At 74.5% G+C, this 18,626-nt stretch carries 15 protein-coding genes; 5 read left to right on the forward strand and 10 right to left on the reverse strand.

From position 1 onward, the window contains the following. Positions 1–66: 66 nt before the first annotated feature. The 8 genes from ACEPPI_RS14915 to hutU all read right to left on the reverse strand — a co-directional run bounded on the left by ACEPPI_RS14915 (position 67) and on the right by hutU (position 10,199). On the reverse strand, positions 67–1,428 hold the full coding sequence (locus tag ACEPPI_RS14915) for a hypothetical protein (protein ID WP_373915698.1): 1,362 nt from the start codon (positions 1,426–1,428) through the stop codon (positions 67–69). Next, positions 1,425–2,564, reverse strand: coding sequence for a hypothetical protein (locus ACEPPI_RS14920; RefSeq protein ID WP_373915710.1), 1,140 nt, complete (start codon positions 2,562–2,564; stop codon positions 1,425–1,427). The genes ACEPPI_RS14915 and ACEPPI_RS14920 overlap by 4 nt, the downstream gene beginning before the upstream one ends. Before the next feature lie 71 nt (positions 2,565–2,635). Continuing rightward, the gene (locus tag ACEPPI_RS14925; RefSeq protein ID WP_373915699.1) at positions 2,636–3,631 is read right to left on the reverse strand and encodes a hypothetical protein; all 996 of its coding nucleotides are present in this window, start codon (positions 3,629–3,631) and stop codon (positions 2,636–2,638) included. A gap of 17 nt (positions 3,632–3,648) precedes the next feature. Next, on the reverse strand, positions 3,649–4,329 hold the full coding sequence (locus ACEPPI_RS14930) for an LPXTG cell wall anchor domain-containing protein (RefSeq protein WP_373915700.1): 681 nt from the start codon (positions 4,327–4,329) through the stop codon (positions 3,649–3,651). Between the two features lie 178 nt (positions 4,330–4,507). Then, positions 4,508–5,686, reverse strand: coding sequence for an imidazolonepropionase (gene hutI / locus ACEPPI_RS14935; protein WP_373915701.1), 1,179 nt, complete (start codon positions 5,684–5,686; stop codon positions 4,508–4,510). Between the two features lie 246 nt (positions 5,687–5,932). After that, positions 5,933–7,273 (reverse strand): formimidoylglutamate deiminase, encoded by a 1,341-nt coding sequence (locus tag ACEPPI_RS14940; protein ID WP_373915702.1) that lies wholly within the window; start codon positions 7,271–7,273, stop codon positions 5,933–5,935. Continuing rightward, on the reverse strand, positions 7,264–8,538 hold the full coding sequence (locus tag ACEPPI_RS14945; RefSeq protein WP_373915711.1) for an allantoate amidohydrolase: 1,275 nt from the start codon (positions 8,536–8,538) through the stop codon (positions 7,264–7,266). Before ACEPPI_RS14945 ends, ACEPPI_RS14940 begins: the two co-directional genes overlap by 10 nt. Then, positions 8,538–10,199 carry a urocanate hydratase gene (hutU, locus tag ACEPPI_RS14950; RefSeq protein ID WP_373915703.1) on the reverse strand — a complete coding sequence of 554 codons (1,662 nt, stop codon included), beginning with the start codon at positions 10,197–10,199 and terminating at the stop codon, positions 8,538–8,540. Before hutU ends, ACEPPI_RS14945 begins: the two co-directional genes overlap by 1 nt. Positions 10,200–10,303: 104 nt before the next feature. On the opposite strand from hutU, the gene ACEPPI_RS14955 reads away from it, so the two are divergent. Then, positions 10,304–11,659 carry a diaminopimelate decarboxylase gene (locus ACEPPI_RS14955; protein WP_373915704.1) on the forward strand — a complete coding sequence of 452 codons (1,356 nt, stop codon included), beginning with the start codon at positions 10,304–10,306 and terminating at the stop codon, positions 11,657–11,659. Between the two features lie 281 nt (positions 11,660–11,940). Continuing rightward, on the forward strand, positions 11,941–12,756 hold the full coding sequence (locus tag ACEPPI_RS14960; RefSeq protein WP_373915705.1) for an alpha/beta hydrolase: 816 nt from the start codon (positions 11,941–11,943) through the stop codon (positions 12,754–12,756). Between the two features lie 18 nt (positions 12,757–12,774). Here ACEPPI_RS14960 and ACEPPI_RS14965 read toward each other — a convergent pair whose 3' ends face one another. Further along, a complete protein-coding gene (locus ACEPPI_RS14965) occupies positions 12,775–13,617 on the reverse strand; it encodes a MurR/RpiR family transcriptional regulator (protein WP_030231799.1) in 843 nt (280 codons plus the stop codon). 148 nt (positions 13,618–13,765) lie between these two features. Here ACEPPI_RS14965 and ACEPPI_RS14970 point away from each other — a divergent pair, with 148 nt between their 5' ends. Further along, positions 13,766–14,158: a hypothetical protein gene (locus tag ACEPPI_RS14970; RefSeq protein ID WP_373915706.1), complete on the forward strand. Its 393-nt coding sequence runs from the start codon at positions 13,766–13,768 to the stop codon at positions 14,156–14,158. A gap of 346 nt (positions 14,159–14,504) precedes the next feature. Here the strand turns inward: ACEPPI_RS14970 and ACEPPI_RS14975 are convergent, their stop codons facing one another. Continuing rightward, positions 14,505–15,887 (reverse strand): cystathionine beta-synthase, encoded by a 1,383-nt coding sequence (locus ACEPPI_RS14975; RefSeq protein ID WP_373915712.1) that lies wholly within the window; start codon positions 15,885–15,887, stop codon positions 14,505–14,507. A 131-nt stretch (positions 15,888–16,018) separates the two neighbouring features. Between ACEPPI_RS14975 and ACEPPI_RS14980 the strand changes: the two genes are divergently transcribed. Both ACEPPI_RS14980 and ACEPPI_RS14985 read left to right on the forward strand, forming a co-directional pair. After that, positions 16,019–17,029, forward strand: a complete 1,011-nt coding sequence (locus ACEPPI_RS14980) for an SGNH/GDSL hydrolase family protein (protein ID WP_373915707.1) — start codon at positions 16,019–16,021, stop codon at positions 17,027–17,029. 178 nt (positions 17,030–17,207) lie between these two features. Next, positions 17,208–18,428 carry an acetyl-CoA C-acetyltransferase gene (locus tag ACEPPI_RS14985; protein WP_356213194.1) on the forward strand — a complete coding sequence of 407 codons (1,221 nt, stop codon included), beginning with the start codon at positions 17,208–17,210 and terminating at the stop codon, positions 18,426–18,428. Positions 18,429–18,626 lie beyond the last annotated feature (198 nt).

Below are 18,626 nucleotides of genomic sequence, written 5' to 3' on the forward strand. Positions count from 1 at the left end.
ACGACGCAACGGCCCGGCACACCCTTCGGTGTGCCGGGCCGTTCCGCGTGTGCGGACGGGGTGGGGCTAGCGGGTGCCGCGCAGGCGGCGCCAGGGGGTGAGGGTGAAGACCGCGGCTCCGAGCAGGATCACCGTGCCGGCGACGAGGGCGAGGGCCTTGACCCCGCCGGTGTTCTCGGCGCCGGTCTCGGCGAGGCCGCCCGCGGCGCCGCCGGTGCCGGAGGTCCCGGAGGTGCCGGCCGTCGTGGCGCCGGTGGCGCCGCCCTGCTGGGCGGTGGTGTCCAGCTCCAGGGAGACCGCGCTGGTGGTGGCCTTGCAGGGCACGTTGATCGGGGTGGAACCGGGGGCCATCGTGACGTCGATCGTCAGCTGGTCGGGGCTGAGGGTGGTCTTGCCCGTCTTGCCCGGCTTGTAGGTGCCGGTCATGTCGCTCAGGCTGACCGGGGCCTTGTCCGGGATCGGCTCGGCGTTGGCCGGGCCGGTGACCTTGACGGAGCCGCTGTCGGCGCCGCCCAGCTTGATGTCCATCGAGGGCTTCAGGGCTCCGGCGGGCAGGGCCATGGGGGCCGCCATGGCCCCCTTGGCGGTCTTGACCGTCAGGTCGTAGCCGCCGCCGTTCTTCTTGGCGCTGATCGTGACCGGGGTCTTGATGCCGCCCGGAACCACCGCGCCGCAGTCGTAGGCGACCTCGACGGCCTTGCCCGGGAAGTCGGTCTGGCCGCCGCTGCCTCCGGTGGTGGAGCCCCCGGTCGTGGTGGAACCGCCGGTGGTGGTCGAGCCGCCCGTCGTGGTGGAACCGCCGGTCGTGGAACCGCCGGTCGTGGTGCCGCCGGTCGTCGCGCCGCCCGTCGTGGTGCCGCCCGTCGTGGTGCCGCCGGTGCCGCTGCCGGCCGCCACGTCGATGGTGGCCCCGCCGCTCACCTCACCCGTCGGCGCACACTTCGTGACGAAGGTGCCGAAGGAGAAGGTGATCGCGACCTCGTACCTGCCGGGGGTCAGGCTGATCTTCCCCGCCTTGGTCAGCTTCACCTTGCCCTTCATGACGGACATGACCATAGGCGCCTTCTTGGGGATCTCGGGGTTCTTCTTCTCCCCCACCACCTTCAGCTCGCCCATGCCCCCGCCGAGCGCGATCCAGCCGGTGGGCTGGACCGCGTCCTTCGGGATCACCATCAGGTCGGTGTTGTTCGAGGCGGGCTTGACGGTCTCCCAGGACACGTCGACCTCGTCCCCGACCTTCGCCGTGGCCGGCGCCGTGATCCTGGCGGTGGTCTCGCCCTCCACCGGATCACCGCCTCCGGCCGGCGGCACGCACCTGACCTTGAACGTGGCGTCGGCGGCCTGGGCGGGCGAAGCCGCCATGGCGATACCCGCGCCGCTGAGCAGCAGCGCAACCACGGCCGCGCTCACCCTCCGTTGGGTCTTCACGAGTGTCCCTTCGTCGTCGGACTGTGATCGGACGGTGCGGATGTCTGTGGGGCGCGCGGGCGTCCCGCGCCGGGCTCCGGCTCCGGCTGCGGCTCCGGCTGCGGCTGCGGCTGCGGCTCCGGGGTGAACCAGGGCAGGACCGGGGCGGGGCCGGCCGGGGGCGGCCCCGCCGGAGCCCGTTCCCGTACGCCGGGGATCCTCGGCAGCCGGGCCGTCACCGCGGAGGCCGCGTGCCGGCGGCCCGCGCCGGGGGCGGCGGTGCGCGGGCGGACCTTGTCCACGAGGGCCATGCCGAGCCGGAAGAGGGCCGTCGGGATCACCAGCAGGAGCAGGGCCCAGAACAGCAGCACCCCGTACGGGCGGTCGACGCCCCAGGGCTGGGTGGCCAGAACCGTGTCGCCGTACTTGAGGGAGACGGCGTAATCGCCGTGGGCGCCGGCCGGGAGCTCCACGTCCAGTGCGACCTCGGCCTTGCCGCCGGGCGCGATGGTGCCCTTCCAGCGGGCCTCCTCCCACGTCGGGGCGAACACCCCGTGGGCGGTGCCGAGCTGGAAGACCGGGTCCTTGACGGGGGCCGAGCCGAGGTTGCCGACGGTGACCCGGAACTTCCTGCCGGGCGGCGCGCCGAACCAGGTCAGCACCCCGTCGTCGCCGGTGAGGCGGACCCCGGTGAGCACCGCGAGGCGGGCGGTGCCGGATTCCGCGGGCAGGTCGGCCACCGGATGGTCGGTGATCTTCAGCGGTACGGCGACGGTGGACTGGTCCCCGTTGACGGAGGTCACGTTCACCACGCAGGGGCACGGCTTGGGCGGGGCCACGACCGGCAGCCGGGCCGCGAAATGGCCGTCGTCGCCGACCGCGACGGCCACCCCGTCGGCGTTGGCGCAGCTGTTGGTGCCGCCGATCATGTTCTGGCCGCAGACCAGCAGCATCACCATGGTCCTGGCCCGCCAGCCGGTCCCGTCGACGGCGATCTCGGTGCCCTTGGCGGCCTCCTGGAGGGAGAGCGCCACGGCGGGCTTGCCGGTGTCGGCGGCGGCCGGGGCCGCGGCCGGGAGCAGCGCGAGGGCGGCGAGGCCGGCGAGCGCGGCCAGGAGGGACGCGATGCGGGCGCGGCGGCGGGCGGCGCGGGGCACGGGACCGCGGGTGCCGCCGGCGGTGGGGAGGGGGCCGGGGGTGCGGCGGGGGGTGCGGCGGGGGCTGGGGCTCACCTGGACGCTCCCGTCAGCTCGGGTTCCGGTGCGGGCGCCGCCGCGGTCGCGGGCGGCTCGGGGGGACGTGCCCGGCCGGTGCGCCGGGTCCGTACGAGGAGCAGCGCGGCCGTAGCGAGCGTGCCGAGGGCGAGCAGCCCGGCGCCGAGCCGCGCGGCGGTCCCCCCGGGCAGGAGCCACACCGACGCGCGGGCGGTGGCCGGTGCGGCGCCGGGGGCGGTGACCGTGAGGGTGAGGGCGACCCGGTCGAGGGCGGGAGCGCCGGGCCAGGGCTCGCTCAGCTCGACCCGCCGGCCGGGCAGCAGCTCGACGGGCACTGCGTGGGCGCCCCGGCCGGGGACCTCGCCGAAGCGGCCCTCGGCGCGGACCGCGAGCTCCGGGGCGAGGGCCACGTTGCCGCGGTTGACCAGCGCGTACCGGATGACGGCGGAGGCCCCGGAGCCGTGCACGGCGACGTCCTCGACGGTCAGGGCGGCCAGTGCCGGGCCGCCGACGCGCAGGTGGACCCGTACCGCCGACTCGTGGCCGGCCTCGGTGGCGACGACGGCGGCGGGGTGGTCCCCGGGCGCGGCGGCGGGCGGCACGGTGACGGTGAAGGGGACCACCGCGCGGGTGCGCGGCGGGACCTTCACGGTGGTGGCCGCGCCGAAGCTGATCCAGGAGCCGGCCCCGGCGCCGACGCCGGCCGCCGCCGGTGCGCCCTGTCCGGCCGGGCGGACCGCGAGGGCGCCGTCGGGGGTGTTGTAGGCGTCGGCGCCGCGCAGGGTGAGCGTCCGTTCGCGGTCGCCGGCGTTGGCGAGGGTGAGGTGGTCCTCCAGGACGGCGCCGGCCGCGCCCGCGAGGTAGAAGTACGGGCGCGGGGGGCCGGGCCGCCCGGTGGCCGGTTCGGCGGTCCAGCCGGGTTCGTCGGCGGCCGCGGCCGGGGCGCCGTGGAGGGCGGCGGCGGCGAGCAGCGCGACGCCGAGCCGGGTGAGGGTGTGGAGCACGCGCATGGCCGGGGCCGCTCCGTTCAGGGCCGGGTCTCGCCGGCCCGGCGGCCGCGCCGGGTCAGCCAGAGCGTTCCGGCGGCGCCGGTGAGGAGCACGGTGGCGCCGAGGGTGCCGAGGGCGAGGGCGGAGTCGGCGGGTCCGGTCTGCGGGAGGGTGTCGCCGGTGGGCGGGGCGGGGTCCTGGGCACCGCCCGCGCCCGTGACCTGGAGTTCCAGGGAGGGCTTGGGGCTGTTCCCGGGGGTGCAGGTGGTGGTGGTGCCCACGGCCTTGATGGTGAGGACCCCGGCGGTGAAGGTGACCTTGCCGCTCTGCTTGGGGGTGTAGGTGCCCGAGAGGTCGCTGATCTTGATGGGGGTGTTGGCGGGCACGGCCTCGGAGTTGGGCGGGCCGGAGACCTGGACGGTGGCCTTCTCGGCGCCGTCGGTCTGGATGACGGCGCTGGGGGTCATGGCGCCCTTGCCCAGTTCGATGGGGCTGGAGGAGACGCCCTTCTGGAAGGACATCGTCAGCTTGTAGCCGTCGCCCTCCTTGACGGCCTTGATGTCGATGGGCGACACCGCGGACTTGTCCCCGATGGGGGTCTTGCAGTCGTACTGGACGTCGACGACATCGGCGTGGGCCGCGGGGGCGGCGAGCAGCACCGCCGATCCGGCCAGCGCGGCGGCCAGCGCGAGCGCGGTGGAACGTTTCCGGTCGGACACCTTCGTCTTCCCCTCGGGCCACAAGTTACTGACGACACATCAGATTGGTGGCTCAAGGTACGCCCGGGACCCTGCGGAGGGAAGACAAAGGACGGCCCGGTTCAACGGCTCCCCTGACGTGCCGTTTCCGGCCGTTCCCGGGGCGCGCGGGACGTCGGGCGGGGCGTCGGGCGGGGCGTCAGGCTGCGCGTACCCCCCGCTGCCAGACGGCGGAGACGAGCGGGACGCCCGGCCGGTAGGCGAGGTGGACGTGGCTGGGCGCGTCGAGGAGCGCGAGGTCGGCGCGGGCCCCGGGGCGGATCCGGCCGATGTCGGTGCGGCGCAGCGCGGCGGCGCCGCCGGCGGTGGCCGACCACAGGGCCTCGTCGGGGGTCATGCCCATGTCGCGGACGGCGAGCGCGATGCAGAACGGCATGGAACTGGTGTAGGAGGAGCCGGGGTTGCAGTCCGTGGACAGGGCGACGGTGGCGCCCGCGCCGATGAGCCGGCGGGCGTCGGGCCACTGGGCGCGGGTGGAGAACTCGGCGCCGGGCAGGAGGGTCGCGACGGTGGTTGCGGCCGCCTGGGCGAGGGCGTCCACGTCGGCGTCGGTGAGGTGGGTGCAGTGGTCGGCGGAGGCGGCTTCCAGCTCCACGGCGAGCTGCACGCCGGGGCCGTGGGAGAGCTGGTTGGCGTGGACGCGCGGGATCAGCCCGGCGGCGGCGCCGGCGGTGAGGATGGCGCGGGCCTGGTCGCCGTCGAAGGCGCCCTTCTCGCAGAAGACGTCCACCCAGCGGGCGTACGGGGCGCAGGCGGCCAGCATCTCGCCGGTGACGAGGTCGACGTAGCCCGCCGGGTCGTCGGCGTAGTCGGGGGAGACGATGTGCGCACCGAGGTAGGTGACCTCCTCGGTGTGCGCGGCGGCGATGCGCAGGGCGCGGGCCTCGTCGGCGACGGTGAGGCCGTAGCCGGACTTGGTCTCGAAGGTGGTGGTGCCCTGGCGGCGGGCCTCGTCGAGGTGGCGCAGCAGGTTGGCCTCCAGCGCCTCGTCGCTGGCGGCGCGGGTGGCGGCGACGGTGGTGCGGATGCCTCCGGCGGAGTAGCCGCGGCCGGACATGCGGGCGTTGAACTCGGCGGTGCGGTCGCCGGCGAAGACGAGGTGGGAGTGCGAGTCGACGAAGCCGGGGATGACGGCGCGGCCGGTCGCGTCGAACGCGGCGTCGGCGGCGGGGGCCTTGTCGGCGTGGCCGACCCAGGCGACGGCCTCGCCGTCGATGACGACGGCGGCGTTCTCGATCAGGCCGAGGGGTGATCCGTCACCGAGGGCGGGATCGTTGGTGACGAGGCTGCCGATGTTGGTGATGAGGGTGGTGGTCATGGGTTCCTCTCGGGAGGTTCGTTTCCCCCACCCCGCCCCTTCCCGGAACCGGGGCTCCGCCCCGGACCCGATACCGGGCGCTCCGCGCCCGGTGCGCTCAAACGCCGCGCGGGCTGGAATTTCGCTGCGCGAAATCCAGCCCCGCCGGCGTTTGAGGCGCGGGGGCCCGGGGGCGGAGCCCCGGAAGCGGGGTCCGGGGCCGCTGCCCCGGTTTCGGGAAGGGGCGGGGTGGGGGAGTTCCAGGCGTCAGCCGCGGACGGCGGCGATGGCTTCGCCCAGGGCGCCGGCCACGTCCCCGACCAGGGTATGGACCCCGTCGCGGACCACGTGCCGGCCGCCCACCACCGTATGGCGGACGTCGGCGGCCGAGGCGGCGAAGACGGCCGTCTCGGCGCCGAGGCGGGGAGGCGGCCCGGCGGTGCGGACGGTGTCCAGGGCGATGGTCGTGAAGTCCGCGAGGGCCCCGGTCTCCAGGCGTCCCGCGTCCGGGCGGCCCAGGGACGCGTGGCCGTCGGCGGTCGCGGCCGTCAGGAGGGCGTTGGCCGTCCAGTGCCCCCGGGTCCGGCTGCGCAGGCGCTCGTTCAGCTCCATCGCCCGCGCCTCCTCCAGCAGGTCGATCACCGCGTGGCTGTCGCTGCCCAGGGACAGCGGGCTGCCCGCGCGCTGGAGCCGGCCGGCCGGGCCGATGCCGTCGGCGAGGTCGCGTTCGGTGGTCGGGCACATGCAGGTGCCGGTGGTGGTGCCGCCGAGCAGGGCGATGTCCTCGTCCGTCAGGTGCGTGTTGTGGACGCCGGTGGTGCGCGGGCCCAGGACTCCGTGGTCGGCGAGGAGCTGCGTCGGGGTGCGGCCGTGGGCGGCCAGGCAGGCGTCGTTCTCCGCCGTCTGCTCGGACAGGTGGACGTGCAGCGGGGCCTGCCGCTCCTGCGCCCAGGCCGCGACGGTGGCCAGCTGGTCGGCCGGGACGGCGCGTACGGAGTGGATCGCCGCGCCGATCAGCGCGTGCTCGCGGGGCTTGAGGGCCGAGACCCGCTCGGCCCAGGCCTCGGCGGTGCCGTCGGAGAAGCGCAGCTGGTGCGGGTCGGGTGCCTCGCCGAAGCCGGCGGAGAGGTACGCGGTGTCGAGGAGGGTGATGCGGATGCCGGCCGCCGCGGCCGCCTCGATCAGCGCCTCGCCCATCGCGTTGGGGTCGGCGTACGGGGTGCCGCCGGGGGCGTGGTGGACGTAGTGGAACTCGCCGACGTCGGTGATGCCGGCCAGCGCCATCTCCGCGTACACGGCGCGGGCGAGGGCGAAGTAGTTCTCGGGGGTGAGGTTCTGGGCGACGCCGTACATGACCTCGCGCCAGGTCCAGAAGGTGCCCGAGCCGACCTGGACGACGGAGCGCAGCGCCCGGTGGAAGGCGTGGGAGTGCGCGTTGGCCAGGCCGGGGACGGTGAGCCCGCGCAGCACCTCCGCCCCGGGGGGCGGGGCGTCCACCCCGGTGCGCAGCCCGGCGATGCGGCCGTCGGCGCCCACGTCGAGGGCCACGCCCGGCTCGACGTGGGTGCCGAGCCAGGCGTGCTCCAGCCAGTACGTCTTCAGCGGCATGCCAGGCCTTCCAGTACGTCGGCGAGGGCGAGGACGCCGGCCACGCAGTCGTCCTCGGCGGCGAACTCCCGCGGGGAGTGGGAGACCCCGGTGGGGTTGCGCACGAACAGCATCGCGGTCGGGACGGCGGCGGAGAGGATTCCGGCGTCGTGTCCCGCCCCGGTGCCGAGGACGGGGACGCTCCCGCCGAGGATCCGGTTCAGCTCGTCGCGCAGGGCGTGCTCGAACTCGACGACCGGGGTGAAGGACTCCCGGACGACGGCGAGGTCGATGCCGTCCCGGTCGGCGTGCTCGCGGGCGGCCTTCTCGACGGCGGTGACGACCGTGTCGAGGGTGGCCTGGTCGGCTGCCCGGGAGTCGAGCCAGCCGCGTACGAGGGAGGGGATGGCGTTGACCCCGTTGGGTTCGACGGAGATCTTCCCGAAGGTGGCGACGGCCCCGGCGAGGGCCGCCTCGCGGCGGGCGGCGAGCACGGTCTGCGCGTACGTCAGCATCGGGTCGCGGCGGTCCACGAGGCGGGTGGTGCCCGCGTGGTTGGCCTCGCCGTGGAAGTCGAACCGCCAGCGGCCGTGCGGCCAGATCGCGGAGGCGATGCCGACGCGGTCCCCGGACAGGTCGAGGGCGCGGCCCTGTTCGACGTGCAGTTCGACGAAGGCGCCGATGCGGGCGAGGCGTTCGGGGTCGGCCCCGATGGCCTCGGGGTCGTAACCGGCCCGCTCCATGGCGTCGGGCAGGCTGACGCCGTCGCCGTCGCGGAGCTCGTACGCCTTCTCCTTGGTCAGCTGTCCGGCGGCGAGCCGGGAGCCGACGCAGGCCAGGCCGAAGCGGGCGCCTTCCTCGTCACCGAAGTTGGTGATGGCCAGCGGCCGGGAGAAGGAGGCGCCGCGGGAGCGGAGTTCGTCCAGGGCCGCGAAGGAGGACACCACCCCGAGGGGGCCGTCGAAGGCGCCGCCGTCCGGGACGGAGTCCAGGTGGGAGCCGGTGACGACGGCGTCGCCCGCGAGGGGGTCGCCGAGCCAGGCCCACTGGTTGCCGTTGCGGTCCACCTCGTAGGTGAGGCCGCGGGACTCGGCCTGCGCCCGGAACCAGGCACGGCAGTCGGCGTCGGCGCCGGTCCAGGCGTAGCGGCGGTACCCGCCGCTGTCCGCGTGGCGGCCGATGGGCGCGAGCTCGTTCCACAGGGTGTGGAAGGAGCCGGCGCCGCCCCCGGCCCCCGCCGCGGGTGCGGCGGCGGCGCGGGGGGCGGATGCCTCGGGGGTGGGGATCACGCGTCGCCCTCGCGCATCGGGACGCGCACGCCCCGCTCGTCGGCGACCGACTCGGCGATGTCGTAGCCGGCATCGACGTGGCGGATGACGCCCATGCCGGGGTCGTTGGTCAGGACGCGGCGGATCTTCTCGCCCGCGAGCTTGGTGCCGTCGGCGACGGTGACCTGGCCGGCGTGGATGGAGCGGCCCATGCCGACGCCGCCGCCGTGGTGGATGGAGACCCAGGAGGCGCCGGAGGCGACGTTGACCATGGCGTTGAGCAGCGGCCAGTCGGCGATCGCGTCGGAGCCGTCGAGCATGGCCTCGGTCTCGCGGTACGGGGAGGCGACCGAGCCGCAGTCGAGGTGGTCGCGGCCGATGGCCAGCGGGGCTGCGAGGGTGCCGTCGGCCACCATCTCGTTGAAGCGCTCGCCGGCCTTGTCGCGCTCGCCGTAGCCGAGCCAGCAGATGCGCGCGGGCAGGCCCTGGAAGTGGACGCGCTCGCCGGCCATCTTGATCCAGCGGTGCAGGGACTCGTTCTCCGGGAAGAGCTCCAGCATCGCCTTGTCGGTCTTGTGGATGTCCGAGGCCTCGCCGGACAGCGCCGCCCAGCGGAAGGGGCCCTTGCCCTCGCAGAACAGCGGCCGGATGTAGGCGGGGACGAAGCCGGGGAAGGCGAACGCGCGGTCGTAGCCGGCCAGCTGGGCCTCGCCGCGGATGGAGTTGCCGTAGTCGAAGACCTCGGAGCCGGCGTCCATGAAGCCGACCATGGCCTCGACGTGGCGGGCCATGGACTCGCGGGCGCGGGTGGTGAAGCCCGCCGGGTCCTTGGCGGCGTAGGCGGCCATGTCGTCGAAGTCGACGCCGACGGGGAGGTAGGCGAGCGGGTCGTGGGCGGAGGTCTGGTCCGTCACGATGTCGATCGGGGCGCCCTCGGCCAGCATCTGCGGCAGCAGCTCGGCGGCGTTGCCGAGGAGGCCGATGGAGAGCGGCTTGCGGGCGTCGCGGGCCTCGACGGCCAGCTGGAGGGCGTGCGCGAGGCTGTCGGCCTTGACGTCCAGGTAGCGGTGCTCGATGCGGCGTTCGATGGCGCGCGGGTCGACGTCGATGCAGATGGCGACGCCGTCGTTCATCGTCACGGCCAGCGGCTGGGCGCCGCCCATGCCGCCGAGGCCGGCGGTGAGGGTGATGGTGCCGGCGAGGGTCCCGCCGAACTTCTTGGCCGCGACGGCCGCGAAGGTCTCGTAGGTGCCCTGGAGGATGCCCTGCGTGCCGATGTAGATCCAGGACCCGGCGGTCATCTGGCCGTACATGGTCAGGCCCAGGTGCTCCAGGCGGCGGAACTCCTCCCAGTTGGCCCAGTCGCCGACCAGGTTGGAGTTGGCGAGCAGGACGCGCGGCGCCCACTCGTGGGTCTGCATCACGCCGACCGGGCGGCCGGACTGGACCAGCATGGTCTCGTCCTGCTTGAGGGTCTGCAGGGTGCGCACCATCGCGTCGTACGAGCGCCAGTCGCGCGCGGCCTTGCCGGTGCCGCCGTAGACGACGAGCTTGTCGGGGTGCTCCGCGACCTCGGGGTCGAGGTTGTTCTGCAGCATGCGCAGGGCGGCCTCCTGCTGCCATCCCAGGGTGCTGAGCTCGGTGCCTCGCGCGGCCCGTACGGGGCGGGGTCCTGACATGGCGGTGCCTCCTCCGATGTTGGTCAATCTATTCACATCCTCTCTGGATGAATAGATCCAGTCAACAGCTGCGGCGGGGTCGCCCGGATGATGGGATGGCGGACATGGCCTCCCAGACGCCCGCACGGACGCCCCTCCCGGACCCCGCCACCCTGCGTGACCTGGCCGTACGGGCCGCGGTCGGGCAGGGACTGCTGGACCGCGAGCCCGTGACCTGCCTCCTCGACGTGGCCGGGATCCGCGCCCGCGCCGCGTCCCTGACCGCCGCATTCGACGCCGCGGCGGCGCCCGGGACACCCGTCCTGCACACTTTCGCGGTGAAGGCCGCCCCCCTGGTCCCGGTCCTGCGGCTGCTCGCGGACGCCGGCGTCGGCTGCGAGGTGGCCAGCCCCGGCGAGCTCGCGCTGGCCCGGGCGGCCGGGGTCCCGGCGGAGCGGACGGTGCTGGACTCCCCCGCCAAGACGGAGGCCGAGCTGCGCGAGGCGCTGGCCCTGGGCATCGCCGTCAACACCGACAACGCCCAGGAACTGCGACGCCTCGACGCGCTGATGGCGGCCGGCCCGCCCACCCGGTCCCCGATCGGGCTGCGGATCAACCCGCAGACCGGCGCCGGCACCATCGACGCCCTGTCCACGGCCACCGCCACCTCGAAGTTCGGCTTCGCGCTGCGCGACCCGGGCGCCCGGGAGCGGCTCGTGCGCGCCTTCCTCGACCGGCCCTGGCTGACCCGCCTGCACACCCACTCGGGCTCGCAGGGGGTGCCACTGGCCCTGATCGCGCAGGGCGTCCGCGCGGTCCACGCACTGGCCGAGGAGGTCAACGCGGCGGCCGGGCGGCGCCGGATCGACACCCTCGACATCGGCGGCGGCCTGCCGGTCAACTTCGCCTCCGACGAGCACGCCCCCACGTTCGCCGCGTACGTCGAGGCCCTGCGCGCGGCCGTCCCCGCGCTCTTCGACGGCTCGTACGGGCTGGTCACCGAGTTCGGCCGGTCGCTGCTGGCCAAGCAGGGCCTGATCCTGGCCCGGGTCGAGTACACGAAGGAGACCGGGGGGCGGCCCATCGCGGTGACCCACGCCGGGGTGCAGCTGGCGACCCGCACGGTGTACGCCCCCGCGTCCTGGCCGCTGCGGATCCTCGCCTACGACGCCAAGGGCGAGCCGCGCACCGGCCCGCCGGTGGCGCAGGACATCGCGGGCCCGGCCTGTTTCGCGGGGGACCTGCTCGCCACAGCCCGGGAGCTGCCCAGGCTGCGGCCGGGCGACGTGATCGCCGTCCCGGACACCGGCGCGTACTTCTTCACCGCCCACTACGGCTACAACAGCCTCCCCCGCCCCTCCGTCCACGGTTTCACGGCCGCCCCCGGCGAGGGGATCCGCTTCGCCCCGGCCCGCCCGGCGCAGCCCCTGGCGGACCTCGTCACGGAGGCGGGGGGCGCCTTCCGCGACGCGCTGCTCTGAGCCGTCACCGGGCCGCCGGCCCGGGGCGCACGGTGCCGCGAACGGGCGGCGGCGGCCCCGATGGGGTGGAATGGGGGAGTCCGCACGAGATCGGGGCGGACTCCGCGGCCCGCGCGCACCCGCGTACGCCGACGCCGCACCCCGGTGCCGGACGCCGGTGCCGGACGCCGGTGCCGGACGCCGGTGCCGGACGCCGACGCGCAACGCCGGTGCCGGACGGCCCGCCCTCGCGCTCCCCGCGGCCCCGGGCCGCCGGGGCCGCCGCCCCCGAGGAGGCCACCATGGCCGCCCGACCCACCCCCGTGGTCTTCATCCACGGCCTGTGGCTCCACTCCACCAGCTGGGAAGGCTGGGCCGACGTCTTCCGCGACGCGGGTTACGAACCGGTCCTGCCCGAGTGGCCCGGCGTCCCGCCGACGGTCGCCGAGGCCCGCCTGCGCGGGGACGACCAGGCCGGCGTCGGCCTCACGGAGATCGCCGACGCCCACGCCCGGGTCATCCGCTCGCTCGACGTCCCGCCCGTCCTCGTGGGGCACTCCGTCGGCGGTTTCATCGCCCAGCACCTGCTCGGCGAGGGCCTGGGAGCGGCTGCCGTGGCGATCTGCCCCGGCCAGATCCGGGGCGTCAAGGCCATCGGCCCCGCCCAGGCCAGGTCCACGTTCGCGTTCCTGGGCAACCCCGCCAACACCCGGCGGGCCGTGTCCCTCAGCCCCGAGCAGTTCCGCTACGCCTTCGCCAACGCCGTCCCGGAACACGAGGCGGACGAGCTGTACGAGAAGTGGACGATCCCCAGCCCCGCCCGGCCGCTGTTCCAGCTGGCCCTCGGCAACTTCACCCCGCACTCGCCGGCCCGGGTCGACACCGCCAACCGGACCCGGGGGCCGCTGCTGCTGCTCTCCGGCAAGCTCGACCACACCGTCCCCGACATCCTGACCCGCTCCACGCTCAAGCGGTACCGGCACTCCGCCGCGATCACCGAGTACCGGCGCTTCGACGACCGGGGCCACTCCCTGGTCGTCGACCACGGCTGGCCCGAACTCGCCGACGCCTCCCTCACCTGGCTGCGCCGCACCACGTCCCTGGCCGCCGCGAGCTGACCGGCCCCCGGGCCGGGCTCACTCCACGAACAGCCCGCGCGCCACGGCCCGCGCGTCGAAGGACTCCAGCCGCGCCTGCGCGTCCGGCAGCGCGTCCGCCATGGCCTCCAGCAGCACCCGGCCCAGCAGCATCGGCGCGCACGCCGTGTCGAAGGCCAGCCCGGTGCCGACCGGCGCAGGGATCAGCAGGTCCGAGTGGCGGGCGACGGGCGCGAACGCCGAGTCGGCGACCGTCACCGTCGTCAGACCGGACGCCCGCGCGTGCTCCAGCGCCTCCACCACCTCACGGGGATGGCGGGGCAGCGCGAAGCACAGCAGCGCCGAGGCACCGGCGGCCGCCGCCGCGTCGATCCGGTCGGCGAGCATGGAGCCGCCCTCGTCGAGGAGCCGTACGTCGGGGTGCACCTTCGCCGCGAAGTACGCGAACCCGCGCGCCTGCGAGGACGCCGCGCGCAGCCCCAGCACCGGCAGCGGCGCCGAGCCGGCCAGCAGCCGGCCCGCCTCCTCCACCGGCGCCGGATCGGCGAGCATCGCCGAGAGCCGCCGCAGGTTCTCGATCTCGCCCTGGACGGCCTGCTGGTACTCGTTGTACGAGTCCTCCCGCACGGGCTCCGGCCTGCCGGCGGGCGCCACCTCGCGCAGGTGGCGGCGCAGCGCCGGGTACCCGTCGAAGCCCAGCGCCACCGCGAAGCGGGTCACCGACGGCTGGCTCACCCCGGCCAGCTCGGCGAGCTCCACGCTCGACAGGAAGGGCACCTCCGCGGCGCCGCGCACCATGCAGTGCGCGATCCGCCGCTGGGTCGGCGTCAGCCGGTGCCCCTCGAACAGCTTCTGCAGCCGTGCGGCCGGGCTGTCGCTCATTGCCGTCCCCTCCGTCCCGTCCCCGGTGAGATATTCAGTCACGGTGCACTCTGCATCGGGTTATGCAGGACGGCAAGCCGCGCCCGCGATCCGGGATACGGGGGCTACCCCCAGTGCCGGGGGCTCCGCCGGTTCCTACGGTGGGCGCATGACCGCTTCAGCCCACTCTCCACAGGCCCAGGAGCTCAAGAAGGAGCTCGCCGCGACCCTCGACGCCCGGCGGGAGCTGGGACCGGAATACGAGGCCGCCCTGGTGGACTCCTTCGTCGAGAAGGTCGACACCCAGGTGCGGCGCCGCCTCGCCGAGGAGCGGCTGCGGACGGCGCGCGGCGGTCCCGGGGCCGCGGACTCGGCGGTGGCCGCCTTCGGGGAACGGTTCGGCTTCGCCCTCGTGAGCCTGGTCCTCGCGATCCCGCTCTCCGCGATCGGTGCGGCCCAGGCGGGCATCGGCGGGCTGCTGGTGGCCTGGGCCGGCATCTGCGGGGTCAACCTCGCCCAGGCCGGCGGTCTCCGCCGGACCCCCGCGGACCCCCTGGCCTGACCGGGCCCCCTGGCGAGGCCGGATGAAACCCCGGGAACCCCGGACCAAAGCCTCCGGAGGCGAACCGAGCCCAAAAAAATGGAGCGGGGACCGCCGCACCCCCGGTTGCCCGGGGGGCGGGACGACGGCGGTCCCCGCGAGGGACACGGGCCGGGTCAGGGCCGTCCGCGTCCTTGGCGTCCGCGCGGTCCGGGAGCCGCTCCGGAGGTGCGCCGACGCCGTTCGTGGTGCCGGCTGGGTTCCCGGATGTCCGGGTTTCCCTGCCGACGACCACCACTGTGCCGGTGCCGTGTTAAGCCGGTGCTGCCGTCACGTGTCGGGCCCGTACCGTTCGTGCGACAGATGGCTACTTCGCGCCCTTGGCGAGGAACGCCAGGAGGTCCTGGCGGCTGACGACGCCGGTGGGCTTGCCCTCGACGAGCACGATCGCCGCGTCGGCCTCGCCGAGCACCGCCATCAGCTCGGACACGGGCTCGCCGGAGCCGACCTGCGGCAGCGGCGCGCTCATGTGCTTCTCCAGCGGGTCCCCGAGGGAGGCCTGCTGCGCGAACAGCGCGGCGAGGAGTTCCTTCTCGACGACCGAGCCGATGACCTCGGCGGCCATCACGTCGGGGTGGCCGGCGCCGGGCTTGACGATCGGCATCTGCGAGACGCCGTACTCGCGCAGGACCTCGATGGCCTGGCCGACGGTCTCCTCCGGGTGCATGTGCACGAGGGAGGGGATGCCGCCCTCCTTGTCGGCGAGGACGTCGCCGATGCGCGCCGCCGGGCCCGCTTCCTCCAGGAAGCCGTGACCGGCCATCCACTCGTCGCTGAAGATCTTGCTGAGGTAGCCGCGGCCGCTGTCGGGCAGCAGGACGACGACGACGTCGTCGGGGCCGAGGCCCTCGGCGGCGCGCAGCGCGGCGACGACGGCCATGCCGCAGGAGCCGCCGACGAGGAGGCCCTCCTCCTTCGCCAGCCGGCGGGTCATCTGGAAGGAGTCCTTGTCGGACACCGCGATGATCTCGTCGGTGACGTTCTGGTCGTAGGCGGTCGGCCAGAAGTCCTCTCCGACGCCCTCGACGAGGTACGGACGGCCGGAGCCGCCGGAGTAGACGGAACCCTCGGGGTCGGCGCCGATGACCTTGACCTTGCCGCCGGACACCTCCTTCAGGTAGTTGCCGGTGCCGGAGATGGTGCCGCCGGTGCCGACGCCCGCGACGAAGTGGGTGATCTTCCCGTCCGTCTGGTCCCACAGCTCGGGGCCGGTGGTCTCGTAGTGCGAACGGGGGTTGTTCGGGTTGCTGTACTGGTCGGGCTTCCAGGCGCCGGGCTCACGCGCGAGGCGGTCGGACACGTTGTAGTACGAGTCCGGGTGCTCGGGGTCGACGGCGGTCGGGCAGACCACGACCTCCGCGCCGTACGCGCGCATCACGTTGATCTTGTCCATGGACACCTTGTCAGGGCAGACGAAGATGCACTTGTAGCCCTTCTGCTGGGCCACGATGGCGAGTCCGACGCCGGTGTTGCCGCTGGTCGGCTCCACGATGGTGCCACCGGGCTTGAGGGCACCGCTCTGCTCGGCGGCCTCGATCATCCGGACGGCGATCCGGTCCTTCACGGATCCACCGGGATTGAAGTACTCGACCTTCGCAAGGACGGTGGCCTGCAGGCCTTCGGTCACACGGTTGAGCTTCACCAGCGGGGTGTTGCCGACGAGGCTGATCATCGAGTCGTGGAATTGCACCATGTTCTCCAGGGAGGGGACTCCACGGGTTCTCCGGGAGGTTTGGCCAGAGTATGCGGAAAGGGATTGGCCGACCGGCCGTACGGGGCAGGAAGGTCAACGAGGCAGGACAGGAAGCGAGGGGCTGAAGGGTGTCCAGGGCGAGAACGGCCCGCCGGATCGCGGCGGGGGCAGCGTACGGCGGGGGCGGACTCGGACTGGTGGGGGTCGCCGCGGTGGGGCTCGTACTGGCCGAGGTGCAGTTCGCGAAGCGGACGGTGGGCACCGGGCTGCCGGATCCGCCGCGCACCGACGGGCTGTACGGGAGCGAGTTCTCCGGGCCCGAGCTGAGCCCCGGTCCGCTGCGGATGGGCATGCTGGGCGACTCGACGGCGGCCGGGCTGGGCGTGCGCCGGGCCCGCCAGACTCCGGGGGCGCTGCTGGCGTCCGGGCTGGCGGCGGTGGCGGAGCGGCCGGTGGAGCTCCGCAACGTCGCGCTGTCCGGGGCCAAGTCCGACGACCTGGACCGCCAGGTGGGACTGCTGCTGGACGGGGACGCCCCGCCGCCGGACGTGTGCGTGATCATGATCGGGGCGAACGACGTGACGCGGCGGATGCCGCTGACGCAGTCGGTCCGGTTCCTGACCGGGGCGGTGCGCAGGCTGCGGCTCGCGGGCTCCGAGGTCGTGGTCGGCACCTGCCCGGACCTGGGCACGATCGAGCCGGTGTACCAGCCGCTGCGGTGGATGGCCCGGCGGGTCTCGCGCCAGCTGGCCGCCGCGCAGACCATCGGCGTGGTGGCGCTGGGCGCCCGCACGATCTCGATGGGGGACCTGCTGGGGCCGGAGTTCGCGGCGAACCCGCGCGAGATGTTCGGCCCGGACTCGTACCACCCCTCGGCGGAGGGGTACGCGACCGCCGCGATGGCGATACTGCCGACGCTGTGCGCGGCGCTGGGCCTGTGGCCGGGGTCGGACCGGCTGGACGTCTCCCGGGACGAGGACATGCTGCCGGTGGCCGAGGCGGCGTCGGCGGCGGCCGGCGAGGCGGGCACGGAGGTCACCGCGGCCCGGGGCCCGTGGGCCCTGCTCAAACACCGCCGCCGCCGTCGCGTCCCGGCCGAGGAACTCCCGGACCCGGCCTCCCTCCCGGGCAACGCCTAGCCCGGGCCCGGCCGCCACCGGTTCGGGAACCCCGCCCCGCCCCTCCACCCGCAGCCGGCCCGGGGCGAAGGCGCCCCCAAAAAGAGGGAGGGGTCACACGTCCGGGCCGGTGACCTCGACCGTACGGAGCGGTAACTTCGCTTGCGGTCCCGCAACGACGCACCCCCTTGGAGTCCCGATGCCCGAAGCCGTCATCGTTTCCACCGCCCGCTCTCCCATCGGGCGCGCCGGCAAGGGGTCCCTCAAGGACGTGCGGCCGGACGACCTGACCGCGACGATCATCCAGGCCGCCCTCGCCAAGGTCCCCGAGCTGGACCCGCGCGAGATCGACGACCTGATGCTCGGCTGCGGTCTCCCCGGCGGCGAGCAGGGCCACAACCTGGGCCGCATCGTGGCCGTGCAGATGGGCATGGACTTCCTGCCGGGCACCACGATCACCCGTTACTGCTCCTCCTCGCTCCAGACCTCCCGCATGGCGCTGCACGCCATCAAGGCGGGCGAGGGCGACGTCTTCATCTCGGCGGGCGTCGAGATGGTCTCCCGCTTCGCCAAGGGCTCCTCGGACGGCCTGCCGGGCACCCACAACCCGCTGTTCGCCGACGCCGAGGCCCGTACGGCCGCCGTCGCGCAGAGCGAGGGCTCCTCCTGGCACGACCCGCGCGAGGACGGCCTGATCCCGGACGCGTACATCGCGATGGGGCAGACCGCCGAGAACCTGGCCCGCCTCAAGGGCGTGACCCGTCAGGACATGGACGAGTTCGGCGTCCGCTCCCAGAACCTGGCCGAGGAGGCCATCAAGAACGGCTTCTGGGCGCGCGAGATCACCCCGGTCACCACGCCGGACGGCACGGTCGTCTCGACCGACGACGGCCCGCGCGCCGGCGTGACCATGGAGGGCGTCTCGGGCCTGAAGCCCGTCTTCCGCCCCGACGGCCTGATCACGGCCGCCAACTGCTGCCCGCTGAACGACGGCGCCGCGGCGCTGGTCATCATGAGCGACACCAAGGCGCGGGAGCTGGGCCTGACCCCGCTGGCGCGGATCGTGTCCACCGGTGTCACCGGCCTCTCCCCGGAGATCATGGGCCTCGGCCCGGTCGAGGCGTCCAAGCAGGCCCTGAAGCGGGCCGGGCTGACCGTCGGCGACATCGACCTGTTCGAGATCAACGAGGCCTTCGCCGCCCAGGTCATCCCCAGCTACCGGGACCTGGAGATCCCCCTGGAGAAGCTGAACGTCAACGGCGGCGCCATCGCCGTCGGTCACCCGTTCGGGATGACCGGTGCCCGCATCACCGGCACGCTGATCAACAGCCTGCAGTTCCACGACAAGCAGTTCGGTCTGGAGACCATGTGCGTGGGCGGCGGCCAGGGCATGGCCATGGTGATCGAGCGGCTGAGCTGAGCCGCAGCGGAGGGTAGGGGTCGCCCCGAGGAACGAGGGGCGGCACCTGCCCGCAGCGGAGGCGAAGCCCAGCGCGACCACGAGCCGGAGCGGCTGAGCTGAGCCGCAGCGGAGGGTAGGGGTCGCCCCGAGGAACGAGGGGCGGCACCTGCCCGCAGCGGAGGCGAAGCCCAGCGCGACCACGAGCCGGAGCGGCTG

Origin of the sequence: Streptomyces sp. AB3(2024) (assembly GCF_041862025.1) — a bacterium.
GTDB lineage: Bacteria > Actinomycetota > Actinomycetes > Streptomycetales > Streptomycetaceae > Streptomyces.

Excerpts from the sequence above, each read along its gene's own strand:
- ACEPPI_RS14925 (WP_373915699.1), bottom strand. The coding sequence starts at position 3,631 with ATGCGCGTGCTCCACACCCTCACCCGGCTCGGCGTCGCGCTGCTCGCC.
- hutI (WP_373915701.1), bottom strand. The coding sequence starts at position 5,686 with ATGACCACCACCCTCATCACCAACATCGGCAGCCTCGTCACCAACGAT.
- ACEPPI_RS14940 (WP_373915702.1), bottom strand. The coding sequence starts at position 7,273 with ATGCCGCTGAAGACGTACTGGCTGGAGCACGCCTGGCTCGGCACCCAC.
- hutU (WP_373915703.1), bottom strand. The coding sequence starts at position 10,199 with ATGTCAGGACCCCGCCCCGTACGGGCCGCGCGAGGCACCGAGCTCAGC.
- ACEPPI_RS14955 (WP_373915704.1), top strand. The coding sequence starts at position 10,304 with ATGGCCTCCCAGACGCCCGCACGGACGCCCCTCCCGGACCCCGCCACC.
- ACEPPI_RS14960 (WP_373915705.1), top strand. The coding sequence starts at position 11,941 with ATGGCCGCCCGACCCACCCCCGTGGTCTTCATCCACGGCCTGTGGCTC.
- ACEPPI_RS14965 (WP_030231799.1), bottom strand. The coding sequence starts at position 13,617 with ATGAGCGACAGCCCGGCCGCACGGCTGCAGAAGCTGTTCGAGGGGCAC.
- ACEPPI_RS14970 (WP_373915706.1), top strand. The coding sequence starts at position 13,766 with ATGACCGCTTCAGCCCACTCTCCACAGGCCCAGGAGCTCAAGAAGGAG.
- ACEPPI_RS14985 (WP_356213194.1), top strand. The coding sequence starts at position 17,208 with ATGCCCGAAGCCGTCATCGTTTCCACCGCCCGCTCTCCCATCGGGCGC.